This window comes from Aeromonas sp. S13(2024), from assembly GCF_041402405.1.
Classification (GTDB): Bacteria; Pseudomonadota; Gammaproteobacteria; order Enterobacterales; family Aeromonadaceae; genus Aeromonas; species Aeromonas veronii.
Window position 1 is genome coordinate 1 of record NZ_JBGLRA010000016.1, and the last position, 25,488, is coordinate 25,488.

The window sequence follows — 25,488 nt, forward strand, 5'->3', positions numbered from 1 at the left end:
CCCATGCCGAACTCAGAAGTGAAACGCGGTAGCGCCGATGGTAGTGTGGCATTCGCCATGCGAGAGTAGGACACTGCCAGGCACCCAATTAAACAGCGATGTGAAGAATCATGTCACTGGCTGCGAGGATGACACCTCAGAAAAAGCGGCAAACAATTTAGCGAAAGCTAACCGAATGCGGAGCGGTAGTTCAGTCGGTTAGAATACCGGCCTGTCACGCCGGGGGTCGCGGGTTCGAGTCCCGTCCGCTCCGCCACTAATTTGAAGGCCTTCCCGATTGGGAAGGCCTTTTTGCTATGGGCGGTTTTGTCCATAAGAACCACCGATTTGCACAGCAGAGCCCAGTCGTGAGACTGGGCTCTGCTGTTTTTAGCGTGTTAAGCAGCCAGTGTTAGCATTTATCTGCAGGAAGAAAGCTAAAATCCTGGCATTTCCTCCATTTTCTATCTATATCAAGCTCTTATCTGATGGATTACTGGCCATTTTAACTGGTTTACTTTTGGCCAAACTCTGTTCATGGCGCGCGATTAGGGTTGTATCTCGCTTATAACTCGGTAGAGTAAGGGCATCTTGAGTTTGCCTGTCCCGCGCCGAGTTTGCCGGGTTCCAGGTGTAACTTGGCCAGTTTTTATCAACCTTAAGTCAGTGGTATCGATATGGAACAAGTAAACAAGTCCACCTTCAGCGATGTACTGGAATATGTGCGTATGTCCCGTCGCCAGAACAAACTCAAGCGTGAAATTGCGGATAACGAGAAGAAGATCCGTGACAACCAGAAGCGCGTGCTGCTGCTCGACAACCTGAGCGACTACATCAAGCCGGGCATGAGCATTGATGATGTGCAGGCGATCATCGCCAACATGCGTGCCGACTATGAAGAGCGCGTGGATGACCACATCATCAAGAACGCCGAGCTCTCCAAAGAGCGTAAAGAGCTGAGCACCAAGCTGAAGGGCATGAGCTCTCACAAATAAGCGTTGCGCTTTCGCTTAAGAGACACCGGCCACTGGCCGGTGTTTTGTTATCAGCTCGGATCTCTGCCACTCCTGCAACAATCGGCTCCCCTTTTTAGAATTGCCCTGTTACCATCACTACAAAGCGGTCAATAGTTTCAAGCCATTGACTTGAAAAGACTAAGCTTGAGTGAAACACAATAAATTGCGCAACCATGGTGGGGCTGATATGGGCGCATCAGAACAGACGGATTTGACACAAGTGGCATCTCAAGATTCATCTGTCCAGACCTCGGACGGGAACCCAAAGCGCAAGCGTCGTCCCTGGTGGCGTTGGCTGTTCTGTTTTCTCTTTTTATTGTGCCTGGGGGCGGTGATCGCTCTGGTTGGCTATGAGATGAAAACCTCGAAGCTGCAATCTCAGGAGATCTCCCGCTATGCCGCCAAGCTCACCTATCAGGTCGAGCCTGGCCAGAGCAAGCAGATCGCTTTCCCTGAGGATGGCCCGTTCGACAAGCGGCTCGGCTATGTGCAACTGCCGATGATGCAGGAGCGTTTGCTTCAGCGGGGCTATGAAGTCAGCAAGCAGGTGCATTTCTCCGACGCGCTCTATGACTACGCCAGTCGTGGCTTCTTCGTGCCCTATACCGAGAAGGTGCAGGCTGGCCTGACGCTGCACGATTGCCGTGCCGAGCCCTTCTATCAATTCAAGTATCCGACCCATCACTATCCGGATTTTGATTCCATTCCGCCGCTCGTCATCCAGTCGCTGCTGTTTATCGAGAACCGCGACTTGCTGAGCAACGAAGAGCCGTTGGCCAACCCGGCGGTCGACTGGCCCCGTTTTGCCAAGGCGGCGCTCTCCCAGGTGGGCAAGGCGCTCGATATGCAGGATCAATCTGCCGGTGGCAGTACCCTGGCGACCCAGGTGGAGAAGTATCGCCACTCGCCGGATGGCCTGACCCTGTCGCCGACCGAGAAGGTCCGTCAGATGGCCTCTGCCAGCGTGCGGGCTTATCGTCTCGGGCCGGAAACCCTCGAAGCGCGCAAACTGGTCGCTTGGGCCTACCTCAACTCGGTACCGCTCTCGGCTGCGCCGGGATATGGTGAAGTGCATGGTCTGGGAGATGGTCTCTGGGTCTGGTTTGGGGCCAACGTCGATGATGTGAACCGTCTGCTGGATCCCGCCCGCAACCAGAATGCGCCGCTGGCCGAACAGGGGCTTGCCCTGCGTCAGGTTGTCTCTTTGATGATTGCGCACCGCCGTCCCTCTTACTATCTGGCTCAAGGGCGAGAGGCGCTGGCTACCCTGACCGACAGCTACTTGCGCCTGTTTGTGCAGGAGGGGATGATCACGCCACCTCTGATGGAGGCGGCGCTCAAGGCCAAGATTACGTTTCGTGATTTCCTGCAGTCCCCTGCTATCACTCGGGTGAACAATAACAAGGGGTTGCAGGTTGCCCGTACTCGCCTGAGCCGCCAGCTCGGGGTGCAGCTCTATGACCTCGACCGGATGGATCTGACCGCCGATACCAGCCTCAACATGCCGCTGCAGAACGAAATCTCCCGTTATCTGCAACAGCTGGCCGACCCGACGTTTGCCGCCCAGGTAGGGCTGTTTGGTGAGCGCCTGCTCTCGCCGGAGAAGACCGGTGATGTACGCTACAGCTTCACCCTGTTCGAGAAGTCGCCGGAAGGGTTCAAGGTGCGGGTGCAGACCGACAACACCGATCAGCCGTTCGATATCAACGAAGGCTCTAAGCTGGAGTTGGGCTCAACCGCCAAGTTGCGGGTGCTGACTACCTATCTGGAGATCGTGGCTGAACTGCACGACAACTATGCCGGGATGCCGGTCGAGAATCTGCGCAAGCTGGCTGCCGTCTCTCAGGACAACCTCAGCCGCTGGGCCATCTCCTATCTGATGACGGCTCAGGACAAGAGCCTGCCTGTGATGCTGGAAGCGGCGCTGGATCGCAAATACTCCGCCAGCCCCAACGAAGGGTTCTTTACCGGTGGCGGCATGCACACCTTCAACAACTTCCGCCGCGAGGATAACAATCGCATTCCGACGTTGCGTGACTCTCTGCGTGAGTCGATTAACTTGCCCTTTGTGCGACTGATGCGCGATATCGTGCGCTACAGCCTCTACAAGGAGGGCAACCGTGCCCAGCTGCTCAAGGATGACAAAGATCCCCGCCGTCAGGAGTATCTGGCCAAATTTGCCGACAAAGAGGGGCAGACCTATCTGCTGCGCTTCTGGCGCAAATATCGCGGCAAGACTCCCGAGGAGCAGCTCGATACCTTCCTCGACGGTCTCAAGCCGAGTGCTGTACGTCTGGCGGCGGTTCACCGCTACCTGATGCCGGAAGCCAGCGAAGCCGCATTTGCTGCCTTCCTGGCGGAGCGGTTGCCGCGGGAGAAGCTGAGTGCGAAACGGGTCAATCAGCTCTATGTGAGCTATGGTCCGGGCAAGTATTCACTGCCGGATCAGGGCTACATCGCCCGGGTGCACCCGCTGGAGCTGTGGCTGCTGGCCTATCTCAAGGAGTTCGACAAGGCGACCTTTGCCGACGCGGTGGCGGCCAGTCGTGACGAGCGGCAAGAGGTTTACAGCTGGCTGTTCAAGACCCGTCATCGCAGTGCCCGTGACAGCCGGATCCGCACCATGCTGGAGGTTGAAGCCTTCCTCGATATCCATCAGCGCTGGGCCAAGCTCGGTTATCCGTTCGACCATCTGGTGCCTTCGCTGGCGACTGCCTTGGGCAGCTCCGGTGACCGTCCGGCTGCACTGGCCGAGCTGATGGGGATTATCCAGAATGGCGGTGTCCGCTCGCCAACCCTGCGTATCGAGCACCTCTCGTTCGCCAAGGGGACGCCCTTCGAGACCGAGTTTGAGCCGCAGCACACCGAGGGAACCCGGGTGATGCCAGCAGAGGTGGCGGCCGCCCTGCGCAGTGCGCTCTCCAAGGTGGTCGAAGGGGGCACGGCAAGACGTATCGCCGGTGCCTTTACCCTGCCGGACGGCACTGTGCTGCAGATGGGGGGCAAGACTGGAACCGGGGATAACCGGATTGAAACCGTGGGTCGTTATGGCAACGTGACCAGCTCACTGGCGCGCAACCGCACCGCGACCTTCGTTTTCTATCTGGGTGAGGATCACTTCGGTACCCTGACCGCCTATGTACCGGGTAGCCAGTCTGACAAGTTCCGCTTCACCTCGGCGCTGCCGGTGCAGGTGCTCAAGGGGATGGCTCCCCTGCTGACGCCTTACCTGCAACCGGGCTCCCATACCCAGTGTCTGGCGAACCAGTGATGTGAGCGAATTACCGCTCATCACGCAGATAACTGACCAGAAAAAACGGGGAGGCTGACAGCCTCCCCGTTTTTATTTCCTTATCGGACGCAGCGGCGCTCGATTGCGATCAGGCATTCAGTACGAACTGCTCGATCACCTGAGCCACGCCATCTTCATCGTTGCGGGCAGTGGTGTGCTGGGCGAGAGCCTTGATCTCGTCGGTGGCATTGCCCATCGCCACACCGAGGCCTGCGTATTCGATCATGTGGCGATCGTTGCCCGCATCCCCGACGCAGATCACCTGATCGGCGGTCAGGCCTAGGTGCTCGGCCAGCGCGGCGACGCCGGTTCCCTTGTTGCTCTGCTTGTTCATGAACTCGAGGAAGAAGGGGGCGCTCTGTACCACGGTATAGCGCTCATAGAGCTCTGCAGGCAGTCGCTCGATGGCGCGGGAGAGCTGGGGCGGCTCGTCGATCATCATCACCTTCATGATCTGCTCGTCGGCAGGCAGGGTGGCGAAGTCGATCAGATTGATCGGCATGCCGATCAGGCGGGATTCGTGCTCGGTGTAGGTGCTGACACGGGGGCTGATCAGGCCGCGGGTGACCGAGAAACCGTGGACGTTCACCTCCAGCTCATCAGCCAGTTTGGCGACGACGCTGGCGTCACTGCCGGTCAGCAGCTGGCTGCGGATGATGCGCTGATCGGCCACCTGTTGCACCAGAGCGCCGTTGTAGCAGATGACGTAGTCATGCTCTGTGGTGAGGCCGAGTTCTTCCAGATAGCGGCTCATCCCTTCCAGCGGGCGGCCGGAGGCCATCACAACGGTTACCCCTTTGGCGCGCGCGGCGCTGATGGCGGCGTGGGTGCGGGGAGTAATCTGGCCCTGCGGGTTGAGCAGGGTGCCATCCATATCCAATGCGATCAGCTTGTACATCTCTCACTACCTGAGTCTGGGTGGCCCGCCCGGTGGGGCCAAGGAAGTGGCGAGTGTAGCGAAAATCGGCGGCGGGATCACGGCCGGTTCAGCGATGGGGCCGTGCCGGTTGAGCTATTTGTGTCCCTCGTAAGGGGTCATCTCCAGGGTTTCATCATGGATGGTCAGGCGGGTAGGGCCTCGGGTGATGGTAACCTTGCGTTTGAAGCTGGCCATCTCGACCTCGATGCCGGAGTAGAGGTGTTGGGTGGCAATGACCTCCATCTGAGCCATCAAGTTTCGCAGCTCCTCCTGGTTGGCGGTGAGCTGCTCATCGAGCTGGGCCAGTTCGGCCAGCTGATGATCCCGGATCGGTTTGAGCTTGCGCAGAGTATCCGGATTGCGCTTGTCGCCGGGCAGTTGCAGCAACTTCATGACCAGCTCCTTGATTTTCTCCAGCTGGGCCTGACACGCCTGCTGGCGCTGCTTGAGCTGGTGTTCCTGCTCCTTGTGGGTGAAGTAGCCACCAAGGATCTGCAGCCGGGTATGGTTGGCGGCCTCGGCCCCCAGGCTGGGGGCCATGATCAGGCGATTGGCAATGCTGGTCCCCCCCAGCAGAGTGCCTTTGCGCATGTTGCTATCGCCCACCTTGATGTCTTGTCCGCTGCGGGAGTAGCAGTGGCTGAGCTGGCTCTGGATCTGGATATCTCCCCCCGCCTCCAGCTGGGCATACTGGGCGTAGCTGGCGTGGATCTCTCCTTGTGCATTGAGCTGGCAAAGGTACTCCCCCTGCTCGTTGCGGCGGCCAATGACGCCGTGACGTACCGTAATGCTGCCCCCTGCCTCGATCCAGCCTCCTTCGATAAAGCCACCGATGACGATGTCACCGCTGACCCGGATCTTCATGCCCGGGTTGACGTCGCCGCTGACGATTAATCCCCCTTCAAAATCAATGTGGCCGTGGCGGGCATCCACCTGTTTGACGTTGAGCACCTCGTCCACCTTCATGCCTGCTTTTTCCTGACAGGGCAGGCCAGCCCGACCGGCAATCAGCAGGTCGGGATCGTCGGGGGAGATAAAGGTGCCCTCGCCAGCACTCATCGGACTGTCTTTGCCATCCTTGGCGGGCAGGTCCTGACCGGTCACGGTAAAACCGGGTACCCCGACGGTGGCCGGATGACGGCGCATCAGCGCAGCGCCTGCCTTGACGGTGACGATGGAGCCGAGATCCCGCAGGTCGACCTTGCCATGCCCTAACTCCTGCGGTTTGAGGATCCGTTCGGCCGGGGTCTCCACCAGCCGCTCATAGCGAGTGTCCTGACCATTGACGGCAGGCTGGCCGTTGGCAATCACCAGCTTGAGCTGACTGCCGGGGGCGGCCTCCTTGGCTGACTGGATGGCAGCGGTGAGCAGTTGCTCACTCACCCCCTGTTTGATTTCGCTGATGGCGATCGCCTCTTTCAGCTGTTCCAGCGTCACATACTTGCCACCCCAGTCGGCAGTGATCTGGGCGATGGCGCTCATGCGATCCTTCTCCACGATTACGGCGAGTCGGGCATCCTGACGCTTGCCGACAGGGATGGGGTTGGTGGGGACGGGGGCGGCAGGGTTGGTGAGCAGGGTATTAAGCAGGCTGATGGCCTGTTTGATCCCCTCGGGCTGCGGCTGATAGCGGCGACAGTTGGAAGCGAGCAGCAGAGCCTGCACATCCTGTTCCGTGACAGGTTTGGTGAGACCGGCGGCAATCCGCAGGCAGACCAGTTCCATATCGCTTGATAGCAGCAACCACTCTTTGCTTAACACCGCATCTCCTTGCTGGATGAGAACGGAACGATCGGCTCGTTCCTCTACTGTCATTTAATCTCTCAATGATTAATAAAGCGAGTCGCCAACCCTGAGAGTGGGCAGTATTCAGATATTTCCTCTGAATGGTCAATGAATTGAAGTCAAATCGGTGATGGCGGCCAGATAAATGTGGGCGCTGTTTGGAAACTGAGTGAAAAGACGGATCGCAGCGCCAGCGACATAGTGTCGCTGGCAGGGGAATGGCGGTTCTTATCAGCTGCGCTGGGCTGTTCTGGCCAGGGTGAGGTAATCGGCCAGTACCGGCAATCCCAGCAGATGGCGGCGCAGCATATCGAGGGCGGCGAAGGCGAGGATCTTGCGGCGGCTCTCCGGGTCGGGGTGGCTGACCTTGACCGTCTGACCGACGTGCATGCCATCGGCGCTGAGCAGCAGTGGCACCCCCTCCGGCCCTTTTCGCCCTATGGTCAGTTGCAGGCCCGCATCGGTGGTCGGCAGTTGCGCCAGCTCATCGGCTAGTTGCGTACTGAAGTTGGCCTCCAGCCGGGGATGGCCGTGACAAAGCGTCAGCAGGGCGCCGCCACTCTCTCCCTCCAGCAGAGCTAGCGGTTTGCCTTGCAGCAGCGCCAGGATCTGCTGCGCCGGTTCCGTATCTCCGCTGCCAACCAGCCAGGGTCGGATCGTATCCAGCAGTCGGCGCTCTGCACTCTCCATGTCAGCGGTATTGGCGCCGTGGCCGATCAGTTTCAGCTCGATAAGGGGCATCGAGGAGCGGTAACCCAGCTCGATGCCGGCTGGCCAGGGTTCGGCATCCAGCATATCGCTGAGGGCTGATTCCGAGATGCCGAAGGTGTAAAAGCGACGCAGCTCGGTATCGATCTGTGCTCCGGCCAGCTGTTTGAGGCGCGGCAGAATTTGCTCGCGCACCATCTGCTTGAATTCGAACGGCACGCCCGGGGTGAAGAAGAGCTGGCTCTGGCCACTTCGCAACACAAAGCCGCAGGCGGTGCCGACCGGGTTGTCGAGGATTTCGCTCCCCTGCGGCAACCAGGCCTGTTTGGCATTGCTTTGTGCCATGGGGCGACCACGGCTGGCGTAGCGCGCTTCGATGGTAGCGAGCCAGTCGGGGAAGAGGGTGAGCGGCAGGTCAAAGGACTCGGCGGCGGCCTGAGCGGTGAGATCGTCGGCGGTGGGCCCGAGCCCGCCACACACCAGCACCACCTCGGCGCGGCTGGCACTCTCTTGCAGCACCGTTTTCAGGTCGGCGAGGTTGTCCCCTACCGTCAGGCGACGGCGCACCTGCCAGCCCTGTTCCAGCAGCAGAGCGCTGAGCCAGGCTGCATTGGTATCAACCACCAGACCCGTCACTATCTCGTCTCCGGTACTGATGATCTCGATACGCATGGCAGGCTCCTTGGATTAAACGGGTGGCAATGGTTGGCCTCGGGCCAACACAATCAGGCTTTGTTGTGCTCGAAGTAGTAGCTGATCCGGGTACGTGGATTGAGGTACTCGAACACGGCGGGCGGCAGCCGTTTGGGGTGGATCACCTTGGCGATTGACAGTTCGGCTTGCTGCAGGTCGATGATTGCCGCTTCCTGACGGGGAATGCGCGGATCGTAGACCAGCACCGAGGGGTAGAGCAGGCGGGAAGCGTTGACCGACATTACCAGCCCCACCTGACCGTTGGAGAGTTGCACCACGCTGCCGGGGGGGTAGATCCCCATCAACCGGATCAGCATGCTGAGGTACTCCGGATTGAACTGCGCCTTGCGCTGCTTGTAGAGGCCGCTCAGGGCCGAGTAGGGCACCTTGGCCTGCATGTGGCAGAGGTTATCGTACTCGTTGATCAGCGACACCATCTGGGTCAGCGGATCGAGCTGGCCACCCTTGAGCCCTTCCGGCCCGCTGCCATCGAGATATTCGTGGTGATGGAGCACGATCCCCTTCGCCTCGGCCGGGAAATCCTTGGCCAGATTGAGCAGATCCAGCCCGTAGCGCGGGTGCTGGGCCATCAGGTTCTGCTCCGGCTTGGTCAGCGGCTCGGTCTTGCGCAGGATCTGGCTCGGGATCTTCAACTTGCCGATATCATGGAACAGCGCCCCCATGCCGACCTGACGGATCTCGTCGGCCGTCATGCAGCACTCCTTGGCCAGCAGCATGCTGAGCACGCTCACATTGAGGGAGTGAAAGTAGAGGTTGTTGCCATCCTCGCTGTCGGAGACCAGATGGAGCACCATCTCGTCCACCGAGAGCAGCTGCTCGGTCATGGCATTGACCAGCTCCTGCGCCTCGCCGATGGCATTGAGGGGGCGGGACTGGATCTTGCTCATCACGCTGCGCACCTGCGCCAGCGACTGCTGGAACTGCTTCTCGCACTGCTGCAGATTGCGGCGATAGAGTTGCAACTGCTCGATACGGCGATCCTTCTCCTGCTGCATCTGGGCCTGGCGCTGGGCTGCGTCTGCGCTCTCTTGTTGCTGAGGCTGTACCTGATTGAGAGGTTTGGGCGGAACGTCGCTCTTGTCGGGAATGATGGTGACCAGTTTCAGGCCGAGACGGCGGATCAGCTCGATCTCTTCTTCACTTTTGATCTTGAAGCTGGAAAACAGGAACGGGTGTTCGCGCCACCCCAGTGGCAGGGATACATAGTTGCCGACTTGCAGTCGATCTACGGAAATCTTGATACCGGTCATTATCTTGGAAGCAGGAGACACACTGAGCCGTATGCTAGTCAAAGGCGGGAGTGAATACAAAAGGTATCTGATGACAGGGCAGGAGCTTTATTATAGGCTTCTGGATGTCCAGACATATTTACTGATGCAGTACAGGGAGTAAGCATGCCGATCAAGATCCCGGATCAGTTACCCGCCGCCGAAGTGCTGGGGCAGGAGAACATCTTCGTGATGACGGAATCCCGGGCCGTCACCCAGAACATCCGCCCGCTGCGGGTGCTCATCCTCAACCTGATGCCAAAGAAGATTGAGACCGAGATCCAGCTGATGCGGATGCTCTCCAACTCGCCGCTGCAGGTGGATGTGGATCTGCTGCGCATCGATGACAGGGAGTCAAAGAACACACCGCAGGCCCATCTGGAGAACTTCTATCACGACTTCGAGCAGGTGCGTGGCAATAACTACGACGGCATGATCATTACCGGGGCGCCGCTCGGGCTGGTGGAGTTCGAGGAGGTGGTCTACTGGCCGCGCATCGTCGAGATCATCGAGTGGTCCCATCAGCATGTCACCTCCACCCTGTTCCTCTGCTGGGCGGTGCAGGCGGCGCTGAAAGCCTTGTATGGCATGGAGAAGCAGACCCACGGTGAGAAGCTCTCCGGGGTTTACCGCCACCATCGCCTCGATGAGCACGAGCCGTTGCTGCGCGGTTTCGATGACGAGTTCGTCGCCCCGCACTCCCGTTACGCGGCGTTTGATGGCGATCTGATCCGCGCCCATACCGACTTGCAGATTTTTGCCGAGTCAGAAGAGGCGGGGGTCTATCTGGCGGCCACCAAGGATTGTCGTCAGGTGTTTGTCACCGGCCACCCGGAGTACGATGCCCTGACGCTGGACGGGGAGTATCAGCGGGATCTGGCGGCGGGGCTCGAACCGGCCATTCCGGTCAACTACTACCCAAATAACGATCCGGGCAAGACCCCGCGCGCCAGCTGGCGCAGCCACGGTCATCTGCTGTTTGCCAACTGGCTCAACTACTACGTCTATCAGCTCACCAGCTATCGGGTGGAAGATATCGGCAAGGTCTTTACCTACGACCAGGGAGGCAAGTAGTCAGTCGCCCTGCGCCAGCCGCTGGGCCAGCTGGTCGAGCCATTGGCGGTGGCAGGCCAGGGTAAACGCCTTGGGTCTGTGGGCCTTGATGGCGGCCATCGCCTCTTGCTGTGGCTGGCCGAGGGTCATCAGCAGCGCGGCGGCGACCAGACCGGTACGACCGCTGCCCCCTTTGCAGTGGATGACCAGATGTTTGCCATCCCCCAGCAGCTCGCGCAGCTGTGGCAGCGCCTGTTGCCAGGCAGCTTCGAAGGCGGCATCGGGGGCCAGATCATCCTCGATGGGCAGATGGAACCAGCGCATCCCTTCGTGCTCGACCTGCTGGCCGAGCTGCGCCAGTTCGAGTCGGATCAACTCGGCGCTTGTCATCAGGGTCACCACCCCGTGGGCACCGGCCAACCGCAGTTGATCGAGCGCCAGGGTCAGCGGCACCTGCTGGGTGCCGGGGCAGGGGGTCAGCAGCAGCTGACCGTCGACACGGGGAACCTCAAGGCTCCAGAAGGGGTGATACGGGTGCATGGCGGATCCTCGCGTGGTGGCCGCAGGGCTGCGACCGGTGAATGGCGCCAAGGATAGGCGGGGCAGGGGGGATGTCAATGGCCGTTGTGTTTGCCCCGGTTTACGGGCAGAGTCTAAAAAATTGAGCGATTCAAGGAGTTAAGATGAGAAACCTGGATCAACTGGATTTGGATATCCTGGCCCATCTGTTTCGGGATGCGGGCATGACCAACAAGGATCTGGCCGCGCTGGTGGGTGTTGCCCCCTCCACCTGTCTGGAGCGGGTGCGCAAGTTGCAGCAGGATGGCGTGCTCAAGGGGGCACACTGCGAAGTGGATTATCAGGCCCTCGGTGGCCATATTCAGGCCATGGTCTCCCTGCAGCTGGCCCGCCACAGCCGCCAGATCATCGATGCCTTCCGCGATGCCATTCTGGCGCTGCCCGAAGTGATCAGTCTGTTCCACATGGGGGGCAAGGATGATTTTCTGGTGCACCTGTGTGTCTCCGATACCGAGCACCTGCGCAACTTCGTCTTCGATCACTTCACCTCCCGTGAGGAGGTGGTGCACCTCGAAACCTCGCTGGTATTCGAGCACAAGTTCAGCCGCTCCCTGCCTTGCTTTCCCCAGCCATAACGGCCAGTGGGCCGACAGTCTGAATAGATGGAAAAAACCGCCAGCTGGCGGTTTTTTCCATTCTGCTATCGATTGAATTTGCACGGGTGGCTCAATTGGCGGCGGTGCGTTCATCCTTGGCCGTCTGATAGAGGCTCTTCTGATAGGCCATGCTGCCCCACAGGGCCAGACCAAGGGCATCCTCCTTCAAGGCGTCCGGCTGCGCCGCAAGGGTCAGCTTCTCGTTGGCATCATCGTAGACATAGCCCTCTGCCGCCCGTTCCGGTTGCAGGATCACCACATCCTTGCCGCGCATCAGGGCGAAGTTCTTGTCGTACTGCATGATGGCGCGCCCCGGCCAGTCGGCGGGCATACGGGTCAGATCCTTGCCGAGCATGGGGTAGTCGGCACTGATCCCCATCAGGGAGAGCAGGGTCGGCGCCATGTCGATCTGACTGACGACGCGCGGATCTTTTCTCGGCACTATGCCGTCGCCCACAATGACGCCGGGGATATGGAAGCGGGGGACGGGCACCAGACTGGCGCCACCGACCCGGCTGTCGTGGTCGGCGATGACCAGGAACAGGGTGTCTTTCCAGTATTCGGACTGTTTCGCCTTTTTGAAGAACTCGCCGATGGCGTAATCCGCATACTTGGCCGCGTTGTTGCGGGTCTGCTTGGGCTGCTCGAAGAGTTCGATGCGGTTGTCCGGGAATTCAAACGGATCGTGATTGCTGGAGCTGAACACCAGACTGAAGAAGGGTTTGCCCTCCTTGTGCAGCGCCTTGAAGGTCTCGTCGGCCTTGGCCATCAGATCCTCGTCGGAAGCTCCCCAGGAGCCTTTGAACACCGGATTGTCGAAATCCTTCTGTTCGACGATGGTGGTGAAGCCGTTGCCGAGGAAGAAACTGCGCATGTTGTCGAAGTGACTCTCGCCGCCATAAATAAAGCTGGTGTCGTAACCCCGCTGTTTGAGCAGGTCCGCGATGGTGAAGAAGTTGGTCTGGCTCTTGCCGAGTTTGACCACCGACTGTGCCGGGGTCGGCGTGAAGCCGGTCAGTACTGCCTCGATACCGCGCACCGAGCGGGTGCCGGTGGCGTAGAGCTGCTCGAAGGCCCAGCCCTGCTGCGACAGGGCGTCGATGTTGGGGGTAAGCGGCAGGCCGCCGAGGGAGCCGACAAACTGGGCGCCCAGGCTCTCCTGCAGCAGGATCACCAGATTCTTCGGTTTACCCTGGAAGCTCGCCTGGTTGAAGGTCTGGCTGGGCAGCAGATCGGAGTTGAAATCACTGGCCGGACGGCCACTCTCCTTGCGCATGACCTCGAGCACCTTCTGAGGGGTCATCTCGCCGTAAAACTGGCCGGCATCCTCCTCGGCGCCCATCTGTTTGATGGCAAAGAAGAGGGAGTAGGCGGAGTTGACGGTGAGCGAGTTGACCAGCGGATCCTCGGCAAAGGCGACCATGGCCGGGTTCAGGGCGCGGTGGCCGAGACTGGAGCGGGCACCGAGAAAACCTATGGCCAGAATGAGCAGGGCGAAGGCCGGACGCAGATACCAGCGGGGGAAGCTGAGACCACGTACCAGACGGCCGCTCAGCCACCAGCCACCGGTCAGCACGGCGCCACTGAAGAGTACCGCCAGCAGCAGCTCGGCTTTGCGGCCCGCCCACAGCATGGCGAACACCTCTTTCGGATAGATGAGGTACTCCACATAGAGACGGTTGGGACGCACGCCATACTCGGTGACAAACGAGGGGGTGGAGATCTCGAGGAACAGCATCAGCCAGAGTCCGACGGTCAGCCAGACGCGCATCAGTTGCAGCCAGCCTCGGCCGATGGCATGGGGGCCTGCCAGCAGCAGAGTGAGCATGGCGGGGACACCCCAGACCCAGCAGAGGGTCGCAAAGTCTACCCGGATCCCTTGCAGCAGCATCTCCTGCCAACCGGCCACGGCATCCACCCGTTCCAGTTGCCACATACCGAGGGCGATTCGGCTGAAAGAGAGAGAGAAAATCGCGAGCGCGCAGAAGACGGCGAAGGGCCAGAACGGGCCGAGTCGCTGTTTTAGATCTGTCATGTTTGTTCCTGAATGAGACTCTAAACGTCTGTCCACAGACGTTTTTTTAGTTGTTGTGAGGTTATGACAGATCGAATTGGTTAAGGTTGCATTCAAGTTTGTTAAAAGTCGGCATTAACACATTTGTCATCTAAAAATGTGATGTCGCGCCACTAATGAGCACAGAATAATCTGCTGGGTAAAATGTGAGCCACAGCGTGTATGGATGGGGAGTTGGTGTTTATAATTGCCGCGAATTATCTCAATCGGAGCCGAAGGGATGCCGGTCTTTATCGATGTCGAGTATGTGCGGGGATGGCGCCTGTTTTTGGTGTTATCGGATGGCACCACGGGGGTGCTGGATCTGACCCCCTGGCGAACCCAGCCGCTATTTGCAAAGCTGGAGAGCGAGCGTCACTGCGCCCGGGTCTTCATCAACCGTCACCACCAGCTGGAGTGGCCTGTTGGATGTACCTTGTCAGCCCATGAGGTCTATCACCTCATCTCTCCCATCGATGAGCGGGAAGCCTTCAGCTAATCCCCATTTTTTGTGAGCCAACGCCAGATTCCTGTTACTGGAATGTTTGCCCGTTTGCCTTTCTGAGCCAACTTGGGTAAAACCTGCGCAACATTTTGCCAACTTGCCTTCGCTTCATCTGACAGAGGCTTGCCGCTTTCGCGCCGCAGGCCTTTTTTACGGCCTGACGGCAAACCTTTCCCTTGCTGAAAGGTTTAGTTGGTTGAATGAAAATAACAAAACAAACAAATACATAAGGAAAATGTATGGCTTGTCATATGCGCACACCCCTTGCCCTGCTGGTTGGTGGACTCGCCTGTCACGGCGCTGCCGGTCAGGAACAGGTGCAACAGCTGGATCCCATGGTGGTGGTGGCAACCCGCCCCGCCAGCACCCTGGAGGTGACACTGGATCCCAAGAAGCCCGGTTCCCCCATGCCCGCTGCCGACGGCGCCGGTTATCTGAAGAATGTCACCGGCATGAGCATGGTGCGCAAAGGGGGGCTTGGTGGCGACCCTGTACTGCGGGGGATGGGGATGTCCCGCCTCAACGTGCAGATGGATGGCGGCATGCTGGCCGGTGGGTGTGGTGGCCGGATGGACCCGCCCACCGCCTATGTGTTCCCCCAATCCTTTGATCGGATCCGGGTGCTGAAGGGGCCGCAATCCCTGGAGCAGGGTGCCACCCTGGCGGGAACTGTGCTGTTCGAGCGGGACAGACCCGAGTTCACCGCACCGGGCCTCAAGGCCGATGCCTCGGCCCTCTATGGCAGCTTTGGCCGTGATGATCAGATGGTGGATATGACGGCGGGCTCGACCGACGGTTATCTGCGCGGTCAGTTCACCCACTCCGACAGCGACGATTACCGCGATGGTCACGGCAACGAGGTGCGATCTTTCTATCGCCGCGAGAACGGCACCGCCCAGCTGGGCTGGACGCCGGGGGAGCACACCTGGCTGGAACTCACCGCCGAGCGTAGCAATGCCCGTGCCGCCTATGCGGACCGCACCATGGATGGCCCCATGTTTGATCGCGAATCCTTCGGGCTGAAGCTCAAGCAGGAGCAGATCACCACTCACTGGCAGCGCAGCGAGCTGACCCTGTGGGACAACTACATCGACCACATCATGGACAACTTCAGCCTGCGGCAAAACAGCGGCATGAAGATGCTCTCCAACCCGGATCGCCGCAACACCGGCGGTCGCTGGGCCAACGACATCGCCTTGCCAGCAGACTGGCTGCTGACCGCCGGGCTCGACAGCAACCGGGATCAGCACCGCAGTCGGAGTGGGGTCGACTATGCCACCAAGGATCGCCAGCGCACCCTGCGTTTCGAGCAGCAGGGCGGCTTCGCCGAGCTGGGTCGTCAGCAGGGGGCTCACAGCTACAAGGGCGGTTACCGTCAGGATAGGGTCGAGACCACCCGCTATGGCGCCGGTGAACAGACCCTCTACAGCGATACCCTGAGTCTTAACAGCGGGTTTGGCCGCTACGAGTACCAGTGGTCGCCCCGCTGGTCCAGCTATCTGGCCTGGGGGCAGGCAGAGCGGGCGCCGGACTACTGGGAGCGCAGCAAGGACAGTACCCCGTTCACCCTCAACCCGGAGCGCAGTCGCCAGTGGGATGCGGGGTTGGCCCTGCGCAGTCGCGAGCTGGACCTGACCCTCTCCCTCTTTAGCGCCGATATCAAGGACTACCTGCTCTACAACAGCAAGTCGAACAAGGTGCGCAATATCGATGCCCAGACCCGGGGTGGCGAGCTGGAGGGGCGCTGGCAGTTTGCCGAGCAGTGGCGTCTCGATGGTGGTTTGGCTGTGGTCTACGGCGAAAACCAGAGCGACAACAAGCCGCTGGCCCAGATGCCACCGCTCGATGGCAAACTGGCGCTGGGCTGGCAGCCGGACGAAGCGCTGAGTTTCACCCTGCTGGGGCGCGCGGTGGCGGCGCAGGATCGGGTAGATCTCTGGTCCGGCACCGTTGCGGGTCAGGATCAGGGGGAGACTCCGGGCTTCTTCACCATGAACCTGAGCGGCGCCTGGCAGTTTGCCAAGGGGTGGCAGCTTTTGGCCGGGGTGGACAACCTGTTCGACACCTTCTACTACGAGCACCTCTCCAAGTCAGTGCACGCCAGTCAGGCGGGGCTGGGCTATGAACAGAGCGGCCGCATCCCCGAGCCGGGTCGCTCGTACTGGCTCTCGGTCAACTACCGTTTTGCCTCAGCGGGTGTGCTCTAACCAGTTGAGTCAGATAACGTTTTCAGTCACAGACACCGCTGTGTGAGCATCGCTATCATGGTGAAAAACAGGCGTATCAGACGCCTGCTCTCACAGCGGGAACATAACAATGAAACAGGGAACGTTACGCTATGGCGGCCTGCTCGGGGCCGCCCTGTTACTTGCGGCTTGCGGCGGCAGCGGTAGTTCAGGTGGGGAGAGTTCTTCCCCCGTCGTCAATCCGCCGGTCACCCACCCTCCGGTCGCCACGGCCAGTCGTGCCTGCTATGGCGACGCTCAACCCGCCTGCAACCTGCGCATCTATCAGGTAATGGTGGAGTCGTTTGCCGATGGTGACGGCAGTGCCAACTACGGCGTCGGCTATGGCCCCTCCCAGCACAACGGCGATCTGCAGGGGATCATCGACAGTCTCGACCACATCAAGAGTCTCAACGTCAACGCCATCTGGCTCACCCCGGTGTTCGACTCCTGCGCGGGGCAAGGCGGCGATAACAAGCTCGATGCCACCGGCTACTTCGCCTGCGACTTTTTTACCGTGGATCCCAACTTTGGCAGCAATGCCAAGCTCAAACAGCTGGTGGATGCAGCGCATCAGCGCGGCCTCTACGTCTTCCTCGACGGGGTGTTTGGCCACGTCAACAAGGTGGGGGTGAGCAAGCCCTCGCCAGAGGGGCGTCTGCCAGCCCTCACCAGCGGCGGTGCGGGTTATCCCGGCCAGCTGGTGGATTACAGCAAGCCGGAGAGCCTCGCCTACTTCAAGGAGGTGGCCCGCTATTGGGTCGAGCAGTACGGTATCGACGGCTGGCGCCTCGATCAGGCCTATCAGCTTGGGCTGGATGATTGGCGCGCCATTCGCAGCGAGGTGGAGCAGGCCAGCGCGGCGCGCAAGGCCGCCGGTCAGCAGTGGGGCACCCTTGGCTACATGGTGGGCGAGGTGTGGAAGGGGGCTGATGACATTCGCGCCCAGGCTTACGGCAGCAGCGACAATCCGGCGCTCTCCTCGGCCTTTGACTTCCCGTTGCGCTACGGCATCCTGCAGGCGCTGGCGGTCGAGGAGTCCGGCAAGGGCGGGCAGGGGGCCAGCGTGCTTGACGCCAGCTGGAACAAGGTGGAGAACTACCCGAATCATGCCATGCCGAACCTGATGCTGGGCAACCACGATCTGGTGCGTTTTGGCGATCTGCTGGAGCGCGGCAACTTCAAATCGACCGAGTACTGGCAGCGCCACAAGGCAGCCTTCAGCTTTATGGCGGCCCGCTCCGGCCCCATCACCTTCTACTATGGCGAGGAGTTTGGCGACGAGGTGCCGGGCTTTGCCGCCAAGGTCGGTGGTGACTGCGCAGCGCAGGGCTTGTGCGACGATCATGTAGCCCGCAGCGACGGCAAGGTGCCCGCTGTCACCGGCTTTGTGCCAAGTAGCGAACAAGCCGAGCTGAAAGAGTGGCTGGCCCAGCTACTGGAGATGCGTGCCGCGCACTCCGCTCTCTATCAGGGAGAGCGAGTCAAACTGGTGGCCGATGGCAGCCTCTATGGTGACATCAAGCAGACGGCAGGGGAGCAGATAGTCTACCTGCTTAACCTCTCCACCACGGCGCTCAGCTACAACCTGCCGACGGGCAAACTGCGCAGCGGCAGCGCGCTGGTGGATCTGCAAAGTGGAGAGAGTCTGGCCATCGGCGGCAGCAGCGTGACGGTGGAGCTTCCCCCCTTGAGCGGGCGTTTCCTGCGTCTGCAATAAGTCTGCGGCAGCACGCTTTGATACGAGAGAGGGCCCCATCGCGGGGCCCTCTCTGTCATTGTGGGCGACAAGGTCGTGGCGGGTTATGCGGTTGTCTGGCCCCGGTTTTCCAGCCGCTGGCGGAAGGCACGGGCCAGTCGCTCGTAGAGATCCTGCGCCTCCTTGTCTTCGATATCGCCGCGGATCCAGGGGTTATCGACGATCTCCAGCAGCACGCAGTCGCGCCCTTGCTGGCGCAAATCGAGCCCGTAGAGGCCATTGCCGAGCTGATGCACTGCGCGGCGGGCGGTCTGCAGCACCCGCTCCGGCACCTCGTTGAGCGGTAACGCCTCGATGCGGCTCATGTCGAGAGGGTGCTTGCGGCGGCGAATGCGGTTGCCGGGTTCGGGCCGGTAGCGGCGACAGGCGAACAGCGGCGAGCCGTCGAGAAAGCCGATGCGCCAGTCAAACTCGGCGGGGATCCGGCTCTGCACCAGCAGCAGGGCGGAGCGGCCCAACCCCTCGTCCAGCAGGCGGGCCAGCTGTTGCTCGTCGCTGGCCATGGCGAGATCGCGCCCCTGTGCCCCGTCGGGCACCTTCACCATCAGCGGCAGGCCGAGCCGCTGCACCAGCTCGTCCACATGGTGGCGGCCGCGGCGGGTGACCACCATGGTGGGCGGCATGGGCACGCCGCTGCGCACCATCAGCTCGTAGAGATAGAGTTTGTTGCTGCAGGCGAGGATGGCGCGGGAGCTGTCGATCACCGGCATCTTGAGCTGTTCGGCGCGATGGGCAAATTCGAAGGTGTAGTGGCCGACCGCGGTTTCGGCACGCAGCCAGAGGGTGTCGAACTCCGGCAGCCGCTCTATGGCCGACGGTGGCAGGATCTCGGCCCGGATGCCTTGGGCGGCGGCAGCCCGGATAAAGCGCTCCAGCGCCAGCCCGTCACTGCTGGCACGGCCATCATCGGGGTCGACCAGAATGGCGAGCTGGTAGAGCGGCGCCGCCTGCTCCTCGTCACCGGTCCCCACCAGTGCCTGAGCGTGGTGCAGCATCAGCTCTTTCTCGCTTGGGCTCAGCTCCAGCGGCGACAGGCTCTGCTGCTGGCGCACGGACCAGCCGTGGCGGCCGCGCTTGAGGGTCAGCTCCTGCAGCGGCAACTGGCTGAGGCCATAGTAGTAGCGGGCCAGTCCCGCCAGCTCGCTCTGTTCACACTGGCCGAAGATGGCGCGTACCCGGATCCGATCCTCGCTCTGCTGGGCCAGCCACCCCTGCGCCTTGCGCCACAGCTTGGCCGGTGGCTGCTGGGGTTGCAGTCGGCTGATGGCTTGCAGACCCGGCAGGCAGTGGTGGCCGCGTGCCTGGGCCAGCAGCGAGCAGTAGTAGCCTGCGCTAAGGTGCTCCAGATTGCGGCAGAGGTTGATGATGCGGGGTCGGCCGCCGGTGGTCGGCACGCCATGTTGCAGATAGGTGCGGGCGGTCAGCAGATAATCGGCATGGCAAGGCCAGTCGCCCAGCTCTTCGACGATGACATAGGTACTCATATTTTCGGCTCCACAGATCAGACTGCCTGAACAGGCAGGATCCCCAGTGGGCTTCGATGCACCGACAAGCACGACAATGGCGCGAGGGGAAACAAGAGGTTACAGTGCCTAATATGACGCCTTGGTAACTTGTGATACAAGTCGCATTTTTGGTGCTGAAGATAAATAACCGAACAAGGACTCCCCGTGTTGACCGTACGTGCTGCCCGAACCGATGATCTGGGCGCCATCGTTAATCTGGAACGCTACTGTTTTCCCCCTGAAGTCGCCTTTGGCCGCAGCCGCTGGCACTATCTGCTGGCCCACGCCAAGGGGCGCACCCTGTTGCTGCTGGACGAGAAACATCAGCTGATGGGCTATCTCTGCCTGCTGGAGCACAGAGGCTGGGATCGGCTGGTCATTCAGGCGCTGGCCATCCGCTGGACGGTGCGCCGTCTGGGCTGGGCCCGCCGTCTGCTGGAGCAGGTGATCCGCGAGGGCAAGGCCGCTGGCTGGGGGGCGATTCGCCTCGAAGTGGGGGATGCCAACGAGGAGGCGCTGGCGCTCTATCAGGGATTGGGATTTCGTCCCCAGCAGCGGCTGGCGGACTACTATGGCCGCGACCAGCACGCCCACCGGCTGGTGCTGCCGCTGGTGAGCGACGAGGAGCGTGAGCGGCGCAGAGTGGCTCGCACTCAGGCGCGCAAGCCCTCTGCACAGGCCAACTGATCATGTTGAACGAGCAGAATCGAGGAGCAGGATGAGCTGCGACAACTGTCTTGCCACCGCCATCAGGGCCAAGCTGGGGCGCTGTCCGGTCTGCGCCGGCCAGACCTTCGTCATCGGCCTGATTGGCTGGCTGGTCTGGTGGTGGTGCGGCGCCGACACCTCGGTCAACGCCCTCACCGGCCTGCTGTTTGCGCTGGGTGGCTCGGGCCTGTTGCTGCTCCATCTGGTGGTATTTGTCTGGCGCAAGGCGACCGGACGTGAATTGAGCGATGAATGAATCTGAATAGATTCAAACAGATAAATAACAATATCGGTGTAGATATGGAGGTTCAGATGATTGCAATGGTAACGGGCGCCTCGTCCGGTTTTGGTGAGTCCATCAGCCGCCAGCTGGTGCAGGCGGGCTACAAGGTGATCGGCACCGGTCGCCGCGCCGAGCGGCTGGCTGCGCTGGCTGACGAGCTGGGCGAGCAGTTCCTGCCGCTGGCGTTCGACGTGCAGGACAAGGCGGCCACCCGCGCCGCCATCGCCGGCCTGCCAGCCGCCTGGAGCGAGGTGGATCTGCTGGTCAACAACGCCGGTCTGGCGCTGGGGTTGGAGCCGGCCCACAAGGCGGATCTGGAAGATTGGGAGCAGATGATCGCCACCAACATCAGCGGTCTGACCCTGCTCACCCGATTGCTACTGCCGGGCATGGTGGCGCGCAATCGCGGCCATGTCATCAATATCGGCTCCATCGCGGGTACCTACCCCTATCCGGGCGGTAACGTCTACGGCGCCACCAAGGCGTTCGTGAAGCAGTTCAGCCTCAACCTGCGCGCTGATCTGGCGGGTACCGCCATCCGCGTCACCAACGTGGAGCCGGGCCTGTGCGGCGGCACCGAGTTCTCCAACGTGCGCTTCCACGGTGACGATGCCAAGGCGGCCTCCGTCTATCAGGGGGTGGAGGCGATCCAGCCGGAAGATATCGCCAATACCGTGCTCTGGGTGAGTCAGCAACCGGCCCACGTCAACATCAACAGCATCGAGATCATGCCGGTGGCCCAGACCTTCGGCCCGCTCAATATCAGCCGCCGCTGATCGCTGCATTGGCTGAAACAAAAGAGGCTCCCGTGGGAGCCTCTTTGCATTGGCGAGCCGGTCACAGGCTCATGATCTTTTTGAACTCCTCCGGCGAATACTTCTTCTCGCTGCGCTTGGTGAGATCCGTCATCAGCTTGTAGCGCAGTTCTTTGGCCATCTGATAGGTCTGCTCCAACTGGCCATAGGAGTAGTCGGCGGCCAGCCCGATGGCGGTAGCCTTGTCGCTGGCGTAGGCCTGCTTTAGGCTCTTGTCGAGGATGGCGACCTCCTTATAGAGCTTGTTGCTCTCCTTGCTCCAGACGCCGCGCAGCAGCGGCAGGTACTTGTCCGGATCGGCGCTGGCCAGCGCGGTCAGGCTGCGGAACTGCCAGTAGGCGGAATCATCGGAGTAGCTGTCGTTGCCGGTGCGATAGGGCAGGGGATAGTTTTCCAGGGTGTTGTAGAGCGGCACCATCACAGATTCGGCCAGCACGCCGTAACTCTGCCAGATCAATCCCTGCAGCTCTTTGGGCATCTCCTTGCGCAGCTGGATGACGTGGGATTCCAGCTGGCGATCGACCCGGATCGGCCGCTCCGCCTTGCCCGCCAGCGACGTGCCCTCATAGGTGGCGCTCAGCACCTTGGCTACGTCCGGCACGGTGATGGGGGCATCTGGTTTCATAAAGAGCGGATATTGCGCCTGCCGGGTCGCCTGTTTGTGGGAGGCGGTCAGCATTTTTTGGCCGAGCCACTCCCGATCCACGTTGTAGGGATCGGCAATCACCCCGAACGCCTTGGCGAAGTTGAACTCTTTCGGGTCGGCGTTATCCAGCAGTTTGTGTTCGCGCACGAACTCCAGCAGCTTGGCCGAGTGCAGCACATCGGCGCTGTCGAGATTGACGCCGTGAATGCGCAGGCCGTTGGCCACCATGGCGTAGCTGTCGTCCGGCACCCGCACCGCGATCCAGTGGTGGCCGGAGCCAATTTCCATCAGCCAGGCTTCGTTCACATCCGCCAGATAGAGGCTGTTGCCTTCACCGGCGCCATATTGCTCCACATAGCGGCCAAGCAGCTCGACCCCCTCTTTGGCCGTTTTGGCCTGCGGCAGGATCAGGGTGGGGATGATGGCTTCAATCACGCCCTTCTCGATCAGCGGATCGGCTTTCCGGGCCTTGTCGTTGACCTCGGCACTGGTGGTGGCCGAGATGGCGACGTTGAACTCGTTGATGCCGCGCTCCTCATAATATTTGCCTGCCGGATCGCTGGACGTCGCATCCCAGTCGTGGATGGCGGAGTAGGCGAAAAATGCTTTGGGCATCGGCACTTCCAGCCCGTTGCCCAGTTTCCAGAGTTTGCCCTCATTCTGCTGTGCGGGCCGGAAGGCGAGGTACTTGTTCCAGTTGTTGACGCCAAAATCCTCATTTCTGGCGATCATTACGCTGCCATCGGCACTGGCCCCCTTGCCGACGATGAGGCCGGTACAGGCGTCGGCACTGGTGCCAAGCAGGGTGAGCAGGGTGGCGGAGAGAAGACTCAAGGTGTGTTTTTTCATAGGTGTACCTGAAGGGTTGCGGTGAGTGAGAGTCAGACGAGGGGATGAGGTGTGGGGAGGCTGCAACTCCGAACTGGCAGCGGAGTGAGCACGACAGATTGGTCTGCCTGTTATTGTTTTTTCGAACAGATCATCCATGACACGGCTGGCTGGTTGTGATGTGCGCCAAAATTGTATTCCCGAGTGGTTGTTTATTTTGTGATCGAGCTGCTGTTCCTGACTTTTCTCTGGCGTCGTGGTGCGCGGACGGCGAAATGTGCCAAAACAGCGTGAACCGGCAGCAGATGAGTCATGATTCTGACGCCAGTTTGCGTGGGGGACGTGGTGAGATCCGCCATATCTCTGGATCTCGCACTATCTGACAAGTTGGCCTGTAACTTGCTGGTTTAATTGATAATGGTGGGGCTTGACGCCCCATGTGACCGGATCAGCCTGTGCCCATTGCCGCAGATGCGCACCGAATTGGAGCCCCCATGGATATCAAACCCTACAGCCAGCAGCTTGCCCAGAGCGCATCCAACAACCGCGCCCTCGCTACCCTCAACAGTGCCAGTAGCGGCGGTCAGGGTGGTGGCTGGGAGGAGATGGTCAGCCTCTCCACCCAACGCATGACCGGTCAGGCCCAGCAGGTGCTGACCTACGAACATCTGGCCAAGAACAACAAGTTGCCGCCGGCGCTCGATATGAGCTCCGACAAGGGGGGCGTGGTGCAGCAGCTGGTGGACAAGGCGCTTGGTTTCGATCGCAAGAAGTTCAACGAGATCGAAGAGAAGCTCAAGACCATCGCCGACAACAAGAAGCTGACGCCGGAAGAGCGGGCGGAGCAGAGCAAGCCGCTCAACGAGCTGCGAGAGGCGATGCTCAAGGAGGCGATGGATCGCCTGACCGGCAAGAAGAGCTCATCCACAGATGAGGCCAAAACCGCCTGATCCTGCCGCTGTTCTGAGATCTACCCGGTCGGCACCGATGGGCCAGTGTCGACCGCCGATGGGCAAGCTTCTGCCACCTCTTTTGACCTCACCTCCCCACAAGCGCACAATGTCCGCGCATTGAGCCAGTCGAGGAGTCCGCCGTGTACAACTTCCAATATGCCAATCCGACCCGTATCTGTTTTGGCGAGGGGCAGATCGCTAGCCTGCCCGAACTGATCCCGCCCGGCAGCCGGCTGCTGGTGCTCTACGGCGGAGGCAGCATCAAGCAGAACGGGGTGTATGAGCAGTTGACCCGGGCGCTGGAGGGGGTGACGTGGCAGGAGTTCTCCGGCATCGGCGCCAATCCCAGATACGAGCTGTTGATGGAGGCGGTGGCGCAGGTGAAACGCGAGCGCATCGACTTCCTGCTGGCGGTCGGCGGTGGCTCGGTAGTGGATGGCACCAAGTTTGTCGCGGCGGCCGCCTGCTATGAGGGGGATGATCCCTGGGATATTTGCGGTAAACAGGCGAGCGTGCTCAAGGCGCTGCCGATGGGCTGTGTGCTGACCCTGCCAGCCACCGGCTCCGAGAGCAATCCCACCTCGGTGGTGAGCCGGGGGGATGTGAAGGTCTCCTTCAGAAGCCCGCTAGTGCAGCCGCAATTTGCGGTGCTCGACCCGACCACCACCTACAGCCTGCCGCCGCGCCAGACCGGTAACGGGGTGGTGGATGCCTTCGTCCATATTGCCGAGCAGTACCTCACCTTTCCGGTGGGAGGCGAGGTACAGGATCGGCTGGCGGAAGGTTTGCTGCAGGTGCTGGTGGAGAACGGCCCCAAGGCGCTGGCGGAGCCGACCAACTATCAGGTGCGGGCCAATCTGATGTGGGCGGCCAGTCTGGCGCTCAACGGCCTTATCGGTTGCGGGGTGCCGCAGGATTGGGCCTCTCACGCCATCGGTCATCAGCTGACGGCGCTTTACGGGCTCGACCACGGCCAGAGCTTGGCGGTGGTGCTCCCCTCATTGCTGCGTGAGCGGGCGAGCCAGAAGCAGGACAAGCTGGCTCAGTTTGCCGAACGGGTGTGGCATTCGACCCGCGAGGACAAGGCCCTGCGCATCGAGGAGGCGATCATCCGCACCGAGCAGTTCTTCCAGAAGATGGGATTGGGTACCCGGCTTGCCGACTATGGCCTCAGCGAAAGCTGCATTCCGGCGGTCTGCTCCAACCTCAAGCGGGTCGGGCGCACCGCACTCGGGGAGCAGCAGGATATCGACCCGGATCAGGTAGCGCGGATCCTCGCCCGGGCGCTATAAGTCGGCG

20 protein-coding genes and 1 tRNA gene are annotated in these 25,488 nt (G+C 60.8%); 13 read left to right on the plus strand and 8 right to left on the minus strand.

Features of this window, described 5'->3' with window-relative positions; genetic code table 11:
- Positions 1-179 precede the first annotated feature (179 nt).
- From ACB042_RS17370 to ACB042_RS17380, 3 genes are all read left to right on the plus strand, one after another.
- A tRNA-Asp gene (locus ACB042_RS17370) sits at positions 180-256 on the plus strand.
- A 400-nt stretch (positions 257-656) separates the two neighbouring features.
- On the plus strand, positions 657-974 hold the full coding sequence (tmaR, locus tag ACB042_RS17375) for a PTS system regulator TmaR (protein WP_005336024.1): 318 nt from the start codon (positions 657-659) through the stop codon (positions 972-974).
- A gap of 208 nt (positions 975-1,182) precedes the next feature.
- Positions 1,183-4,266 carry a transglycosylase domain-containing protein gene (locus ACB042_RS17380; RefSeq protein ID WP_371178804.1) on the plus strand — a complete coding sequence of 1,028 codons (3,084 nt, stop codon included), beginning with the start codon at positions 1,183-1,185 and terminating at the stop codon, positions 4,264-4,266.
- 109 nt (positions 4,267-4,375) lie between these two features.
- On the opposite strand, the gene yidA is transcribed toward ACB042_RS17380, so the two are convergent.
- The 4 genes from yidA to ACB042_RS17400 form a co-directional block, all read right to left on the minus strand.
- Positions 4,376-5,185, minus strand: coding sequence for a sugar-phosphatase (gene yidA / locus ACB042_RS17385; RefSeq protein WP_371178805.1), 810 nt, complete (start codon positions 5,183-5,185; stop codon positions 4,376-4,378).
- 114 nt (positions 5,186-5,299) lie between these two features.
- Positions 5,300-6,967, minus strand: coding sequence for a FapA family protein (locus ACB042_RS17390; RefSeq protein WP_371178806.1), 1,668 nt, complete (start codon positions 6,965-6,967; stop codon positions 5,300-5,302).
- A gap of 255 nt (positions 6,968-7,222) precedes the next feature.
- Entirely contained in the window at positions 7,223-8,371 is a 1,149-nt protein-coding gene (locus ACB042_RS17395; RefSeq protein ID WP_371178807.1) for a competence/damage-inducible protein A, read from the minus strand.
- Between the two features lie 53 nt (positions 8,372-8,424).
- Positions 8,425-9,663, minus strand: a complete 1,239-nt coding sequence (locus ACB042_RS17400) for a DUF3391 domain-containing protein (protein WP_005336014.1) — start codon at positions 9,661-9,663, stop codon at positions 8,425-8,427.
- Positions 9,664-9,807: 144 nt separating this feature from the next.
- Here ACB042_RS17400 and metA point away from each other — a divergent pair, with 144 nt between their 5' ends.
- Positions 9,808-10,755, plus strand: coding sequence for a homoserine O-succinyltransferase (metA, locus tag ACB042_RS17405; protein WP_021231656.1), 948 nt, complete (start codon positions 9,808-9,810; stop codon positions 10,753-10,755).
- Here the strand turns inward: metA and ACB042_RS17410 are convergent, their stop codons facing one another.
- Positions 10,756-11,274 carry a cyclin-dependent kinase inhibitor 3 family protein gene (locus ACB042_RS17410; RefSeq protein WP_371178808.1) on the minus strand — a complete coding sequence of 173 codons (519 nt, stop codon included), beginning with the start codon at positions 11,272-11,274 and terminating at the stop codon, positions 10,756-10,758.
- 143 nt (positions 11,275-11,417) lie between these two features.
- Between ACB042_RS17410 and ACB042_RS17415 the strand changes: the two genes are divergently transcribed.
- Positions 11,418-11,888 carry an Lrp/AsnC family transcriptional regulator gene (locus ACB042_RS17415; protein WP_005336001.1) on the plus strand — a complete coding sequence of 157 codons (471 nt, stop codon included), beginning with the start codon at positions 11,418-11,420 and terminating at the stop codon, positions 11,886-11,888.
- A 91-nt stretch (positions 11,889-11,979) separates the two neighbouring features.
- Here ACB042_RS17415 and ACB042_RS17420 read toward each other — a convergent pair whose 3' ends face one another.
- On the minus strand, positions 11,980-13,944 hold the full coding sequence (locus ACB042_RS17420) for an LTA synthase family protein (protein ID WP_371178809.1): 1,965 nt from the start codon (positions 13,942-13,944) through the stop codon (positions 11,980-11,982).
- A 259-nt stretch (positions 13,945-14,203) separates the two neighbouring features.
- Here ACB042_RS17420 and ACB042_RS17425 point away from each other — a divergent pair, with 259 nt between their 5' ends.
- The 3 genes from ACB042_RS17425 to ACB042_RS17435 all read left to right on the plus strand — a co-directional run bounded on the left by ACB042_RS17425 (position 14,204) and on the right by ACB042_RS17435 (position 18,412).
- Positions 14,204-14,461 (plus strand): DUF2442 domain-containing protein, encoded by a 258-nt coding sequence (locus tag ACB042_RS17425; RefSeq protein ID WP_005335997.1) that lies wholly within the window; start codon positions 14,204-14,206, stop codon positions 14,459-14,461.
- Positions 14,462-14,706: 245 nt separating this feature from the next.
- Positions 14,707-16,674, plus strand: coding sequence for a TonB-dependent copper receptor (locus ACB042_RS17430; protein ID WP_371178810.1), 1,968 nt, complete (start codon positions 14,707-14,709; stop codon positions 16,672-16,674).
- A gap of 109 nt (positions 16,675-16,783) precedes the next feature.
- Positions 16,784-18,412 (plus strand): alpha-amylase family glycosyl hydrolase, encoded by a 1,629-nt coding sequence (locus tag ACB042_RS17435; protein ID WP_371178811.1) that lies wholly within the window; start codon positions 16,784-16,786, stop codon positions 18,410-18,412.
- A gap of 83 nt (positions 18,413-18,495) precedes the next feature.
- Here ACB042_RS17435 and ACB042_RS17440 read toward each other — a convergent pair whose 3' ends face one another.
- Positions 18,496-19,935, minus strand: a complete 1,440-nt coding sequence (locus tag ACB042_RS17440) for a RimK family alpha-L-glutamate ligase (protein ID WP_021231661.1) — start codon at positions 19,933-19,935, stop codon at positions 18,496-18,498.
- Between the two features lie 186 nt (positions 19,936-20,121).
- On the opposite strand from ACB042_RS17440, the gene ACB042_RS17445 reads away from it, so the two are divergent.
- The 3 genes from ACB042_RS17445 to ACB042_RS17455 are packed head-to-tail and all read left to right on the plus strand — an operon-like array spanning position 20,122 to position 21,723.
- On the plus strand, positions 20,122-20,643 hold the full coding sequence (locus ACB042_RS17445) for a GNAT family N-acetyltransferase (RefSeq protein ID WP_005363198.1): 522 nt from the start codon (positions 20,122-20,124) through the stop codon (positions 20,641-20,643).
- A gap of 31 nt (positions 20,644-20,674) precedes the next feature.
- Positions 20,675-20,920, plus strand: coding sequence for a DUF3624 domain-containing protein (locus ACB042_RS17450; protein WP_005363187.1), 246 nt, complete (start codon positions 20,675-20,677; stop codon positions 20,918-20,920).
- 56 nt (positions 20,921-20,976) lie between these two features.
- Positions 20,977-21,723: an SDR family oxidoreductase gene (locus tag ACB042_RS17455; protein WP_005335978.1), complete on the plus strand. Its 747-nt coding sequence runs from the start codon at positions 20,977-20,979 to the stop codon at positions 21,721-21,723.
- Positions 21,724-21,784: 61 nt separating this feature from the next.
- On the opposite strand, the gene ACB042_RS17460 is transcribed toward ACB042_RS17455, so the two are convergent.
- Positions 21,785-23,257, minus strand: coding sequence for a C69 family dipeptidase (locus ACB042_RS17460; protein WP_371178812.1), 1,473 nt, complete (start codon positions 23,255-23,257; stop codon positions 21,785-21,787).
- A gap of 473 nt (positions 23,258-23,730) precedes the next feature.
- On the opposite strand from ACB042_RS17460, the gene ACB042_RS17465 reads away from it, so the two are divergent.
- Together ACB042_RS17465 and ACB042_RS17470 are read left to right on the plus strand one after the other, a co-directional pair.
- Complete coding sequence (locus ACB042_RS17465; RefSeq protein ID WP_267518744.1) at positions 23,731-24,186, plus strand: hypothetical protein; 456 nt, start codon at positions 23,731-23,733, stop codon at positions 24,184-24,186.
- 143 nt (positions 24,187-24,329) lie between these two features.
- A complete protein-coding gene (locus ACB042_RS17470; protein WP_371178813.1) occupies positions 24,330-25,481 on the plus strand; it encodes an iron-containing alcohol dehydrogenase in 1,152 nt (383 codons plus the stop codon).
- The last annotated feature ends 7 nt before the right edge of the window (positions 25,482-25,488 follow it).

Bases quoted from the DNA above. Each gene is read 5' to 3' on its own strand.
- ACB042_RS17440 (WP_021231661.1), bottom strand. From the start codon at position 19,935: ATGAGTACCTATGTCATCGTCGAAGAGCTGGGCGACTGGCCTTGCCAT.
- ACB042_RS17435 (WP_371178811.1), top strand. From the start codon at position 16,784: ATGAAACAGGGAACGTTACGCTATGGCGGCCTGCTCGGGGCCGCCCTG.
- ACB042_RS17450 (WP_005363187.1), top strand. From the start codon at position 20,675: ATGAGCTGCGACAACTGTCTTGCCACCGCCATCAGGGCCAAGCTGGGG.
- tmaR (WP_005336024.1), top strand. From the start codon at position 657: ATGGAACAAGTAAACAAGTCCACCTTCAGCGATGTACTGGAATATGTG.
- ACB042_RS17455 (WP_005335978.1), top strand. From the start codon at position 20,977: ATGATTGCAATGGTAACGGGCGCCTCGTCCGGTTTTGGTGAGTCCATC.
- ACB042_RS17410 (WP_371178808.1), bottom strand. From the start codon at position 11,274: ATGCACCCGTATCACCCCTTCTGGAGCCTTGAGGTTCCCCGTGTCGAC.
- ACB042_RS17380 (WP_371178804.1), top strand. From the start codon at position 1,183: ATGGGCGCATCAGAACAGACGGATTTGACACAAGTGGCATCTCAAGAT.
- ACB042_RS17420 (WP_371178809.1), bottom strand. From the start codon at position 13,944: ATGACAGATCTAAAACAGCGACTCGGCCCGTTCTGGCCCTTCGCCGTC.
- ACB042_RS17430 (WP_371178810.1), top strand. From the start codon at position 14,707: ATGGCTTGTCATATGCGCACACCCCTTGCCCTGCTGGTTGGTGGACTC.
- yidA (WP_371178805.1), bottom strand. From the start codon at position 5,185: ATGTACAAGCTGATCGCATTGGATATGGATGGCACCCTGCTCAACCCG.
- ACB042_RS17425 (WP_005335997.1), top strand. From the start codon at position 14,204: ATGCCGGTCTTTATCGATGTCGAGTATGTGCGGGGATGGCGCCTGTTT.
- metA (WP_021231656.1), top strand. From the start codon at position 9,808: ATGCCGATCAAGATCCCGGATCAGTTACCCGCCGCCGAAGTGCTGGGG.
- ACB042_RS17415 (WP_005336001.1), top strand. From the start codon at position 11,418: ATGAGAAACCTGGATCAACTGGATTTGGATATCCTGGCCCATCTGTTT.
- ACB042_RS17465 (WP_267518744.1), top strand. From the start codon at position 23,731: ATGGATATCAAACCCTACAGCCAGCAGCTTGCCCAGAGCGCATCCAAC.
- ACB042_RS17460 (WP_371178812.1), bottom strand. From the start codon at position 23,257: ATGAAAAAACACACCTTGAGTCTTCTCTCCGCCACCCTGCTCACCCTG.
- ACB042_RS17395 (WP_371178807.1), bottom strand. From the start codon at position 8,371: ATGCGTATCGAGATCATCAGTACCGGAGACGAGATAGTGACGGGTCTG.
- ACB042_RS17400 (WP_005336014.1), bottom strand. From the start codon at position 9,663: ATGACCGGTATCAAGATTTCCGTAGATCGACTGCAAGTCGGCAACTAT.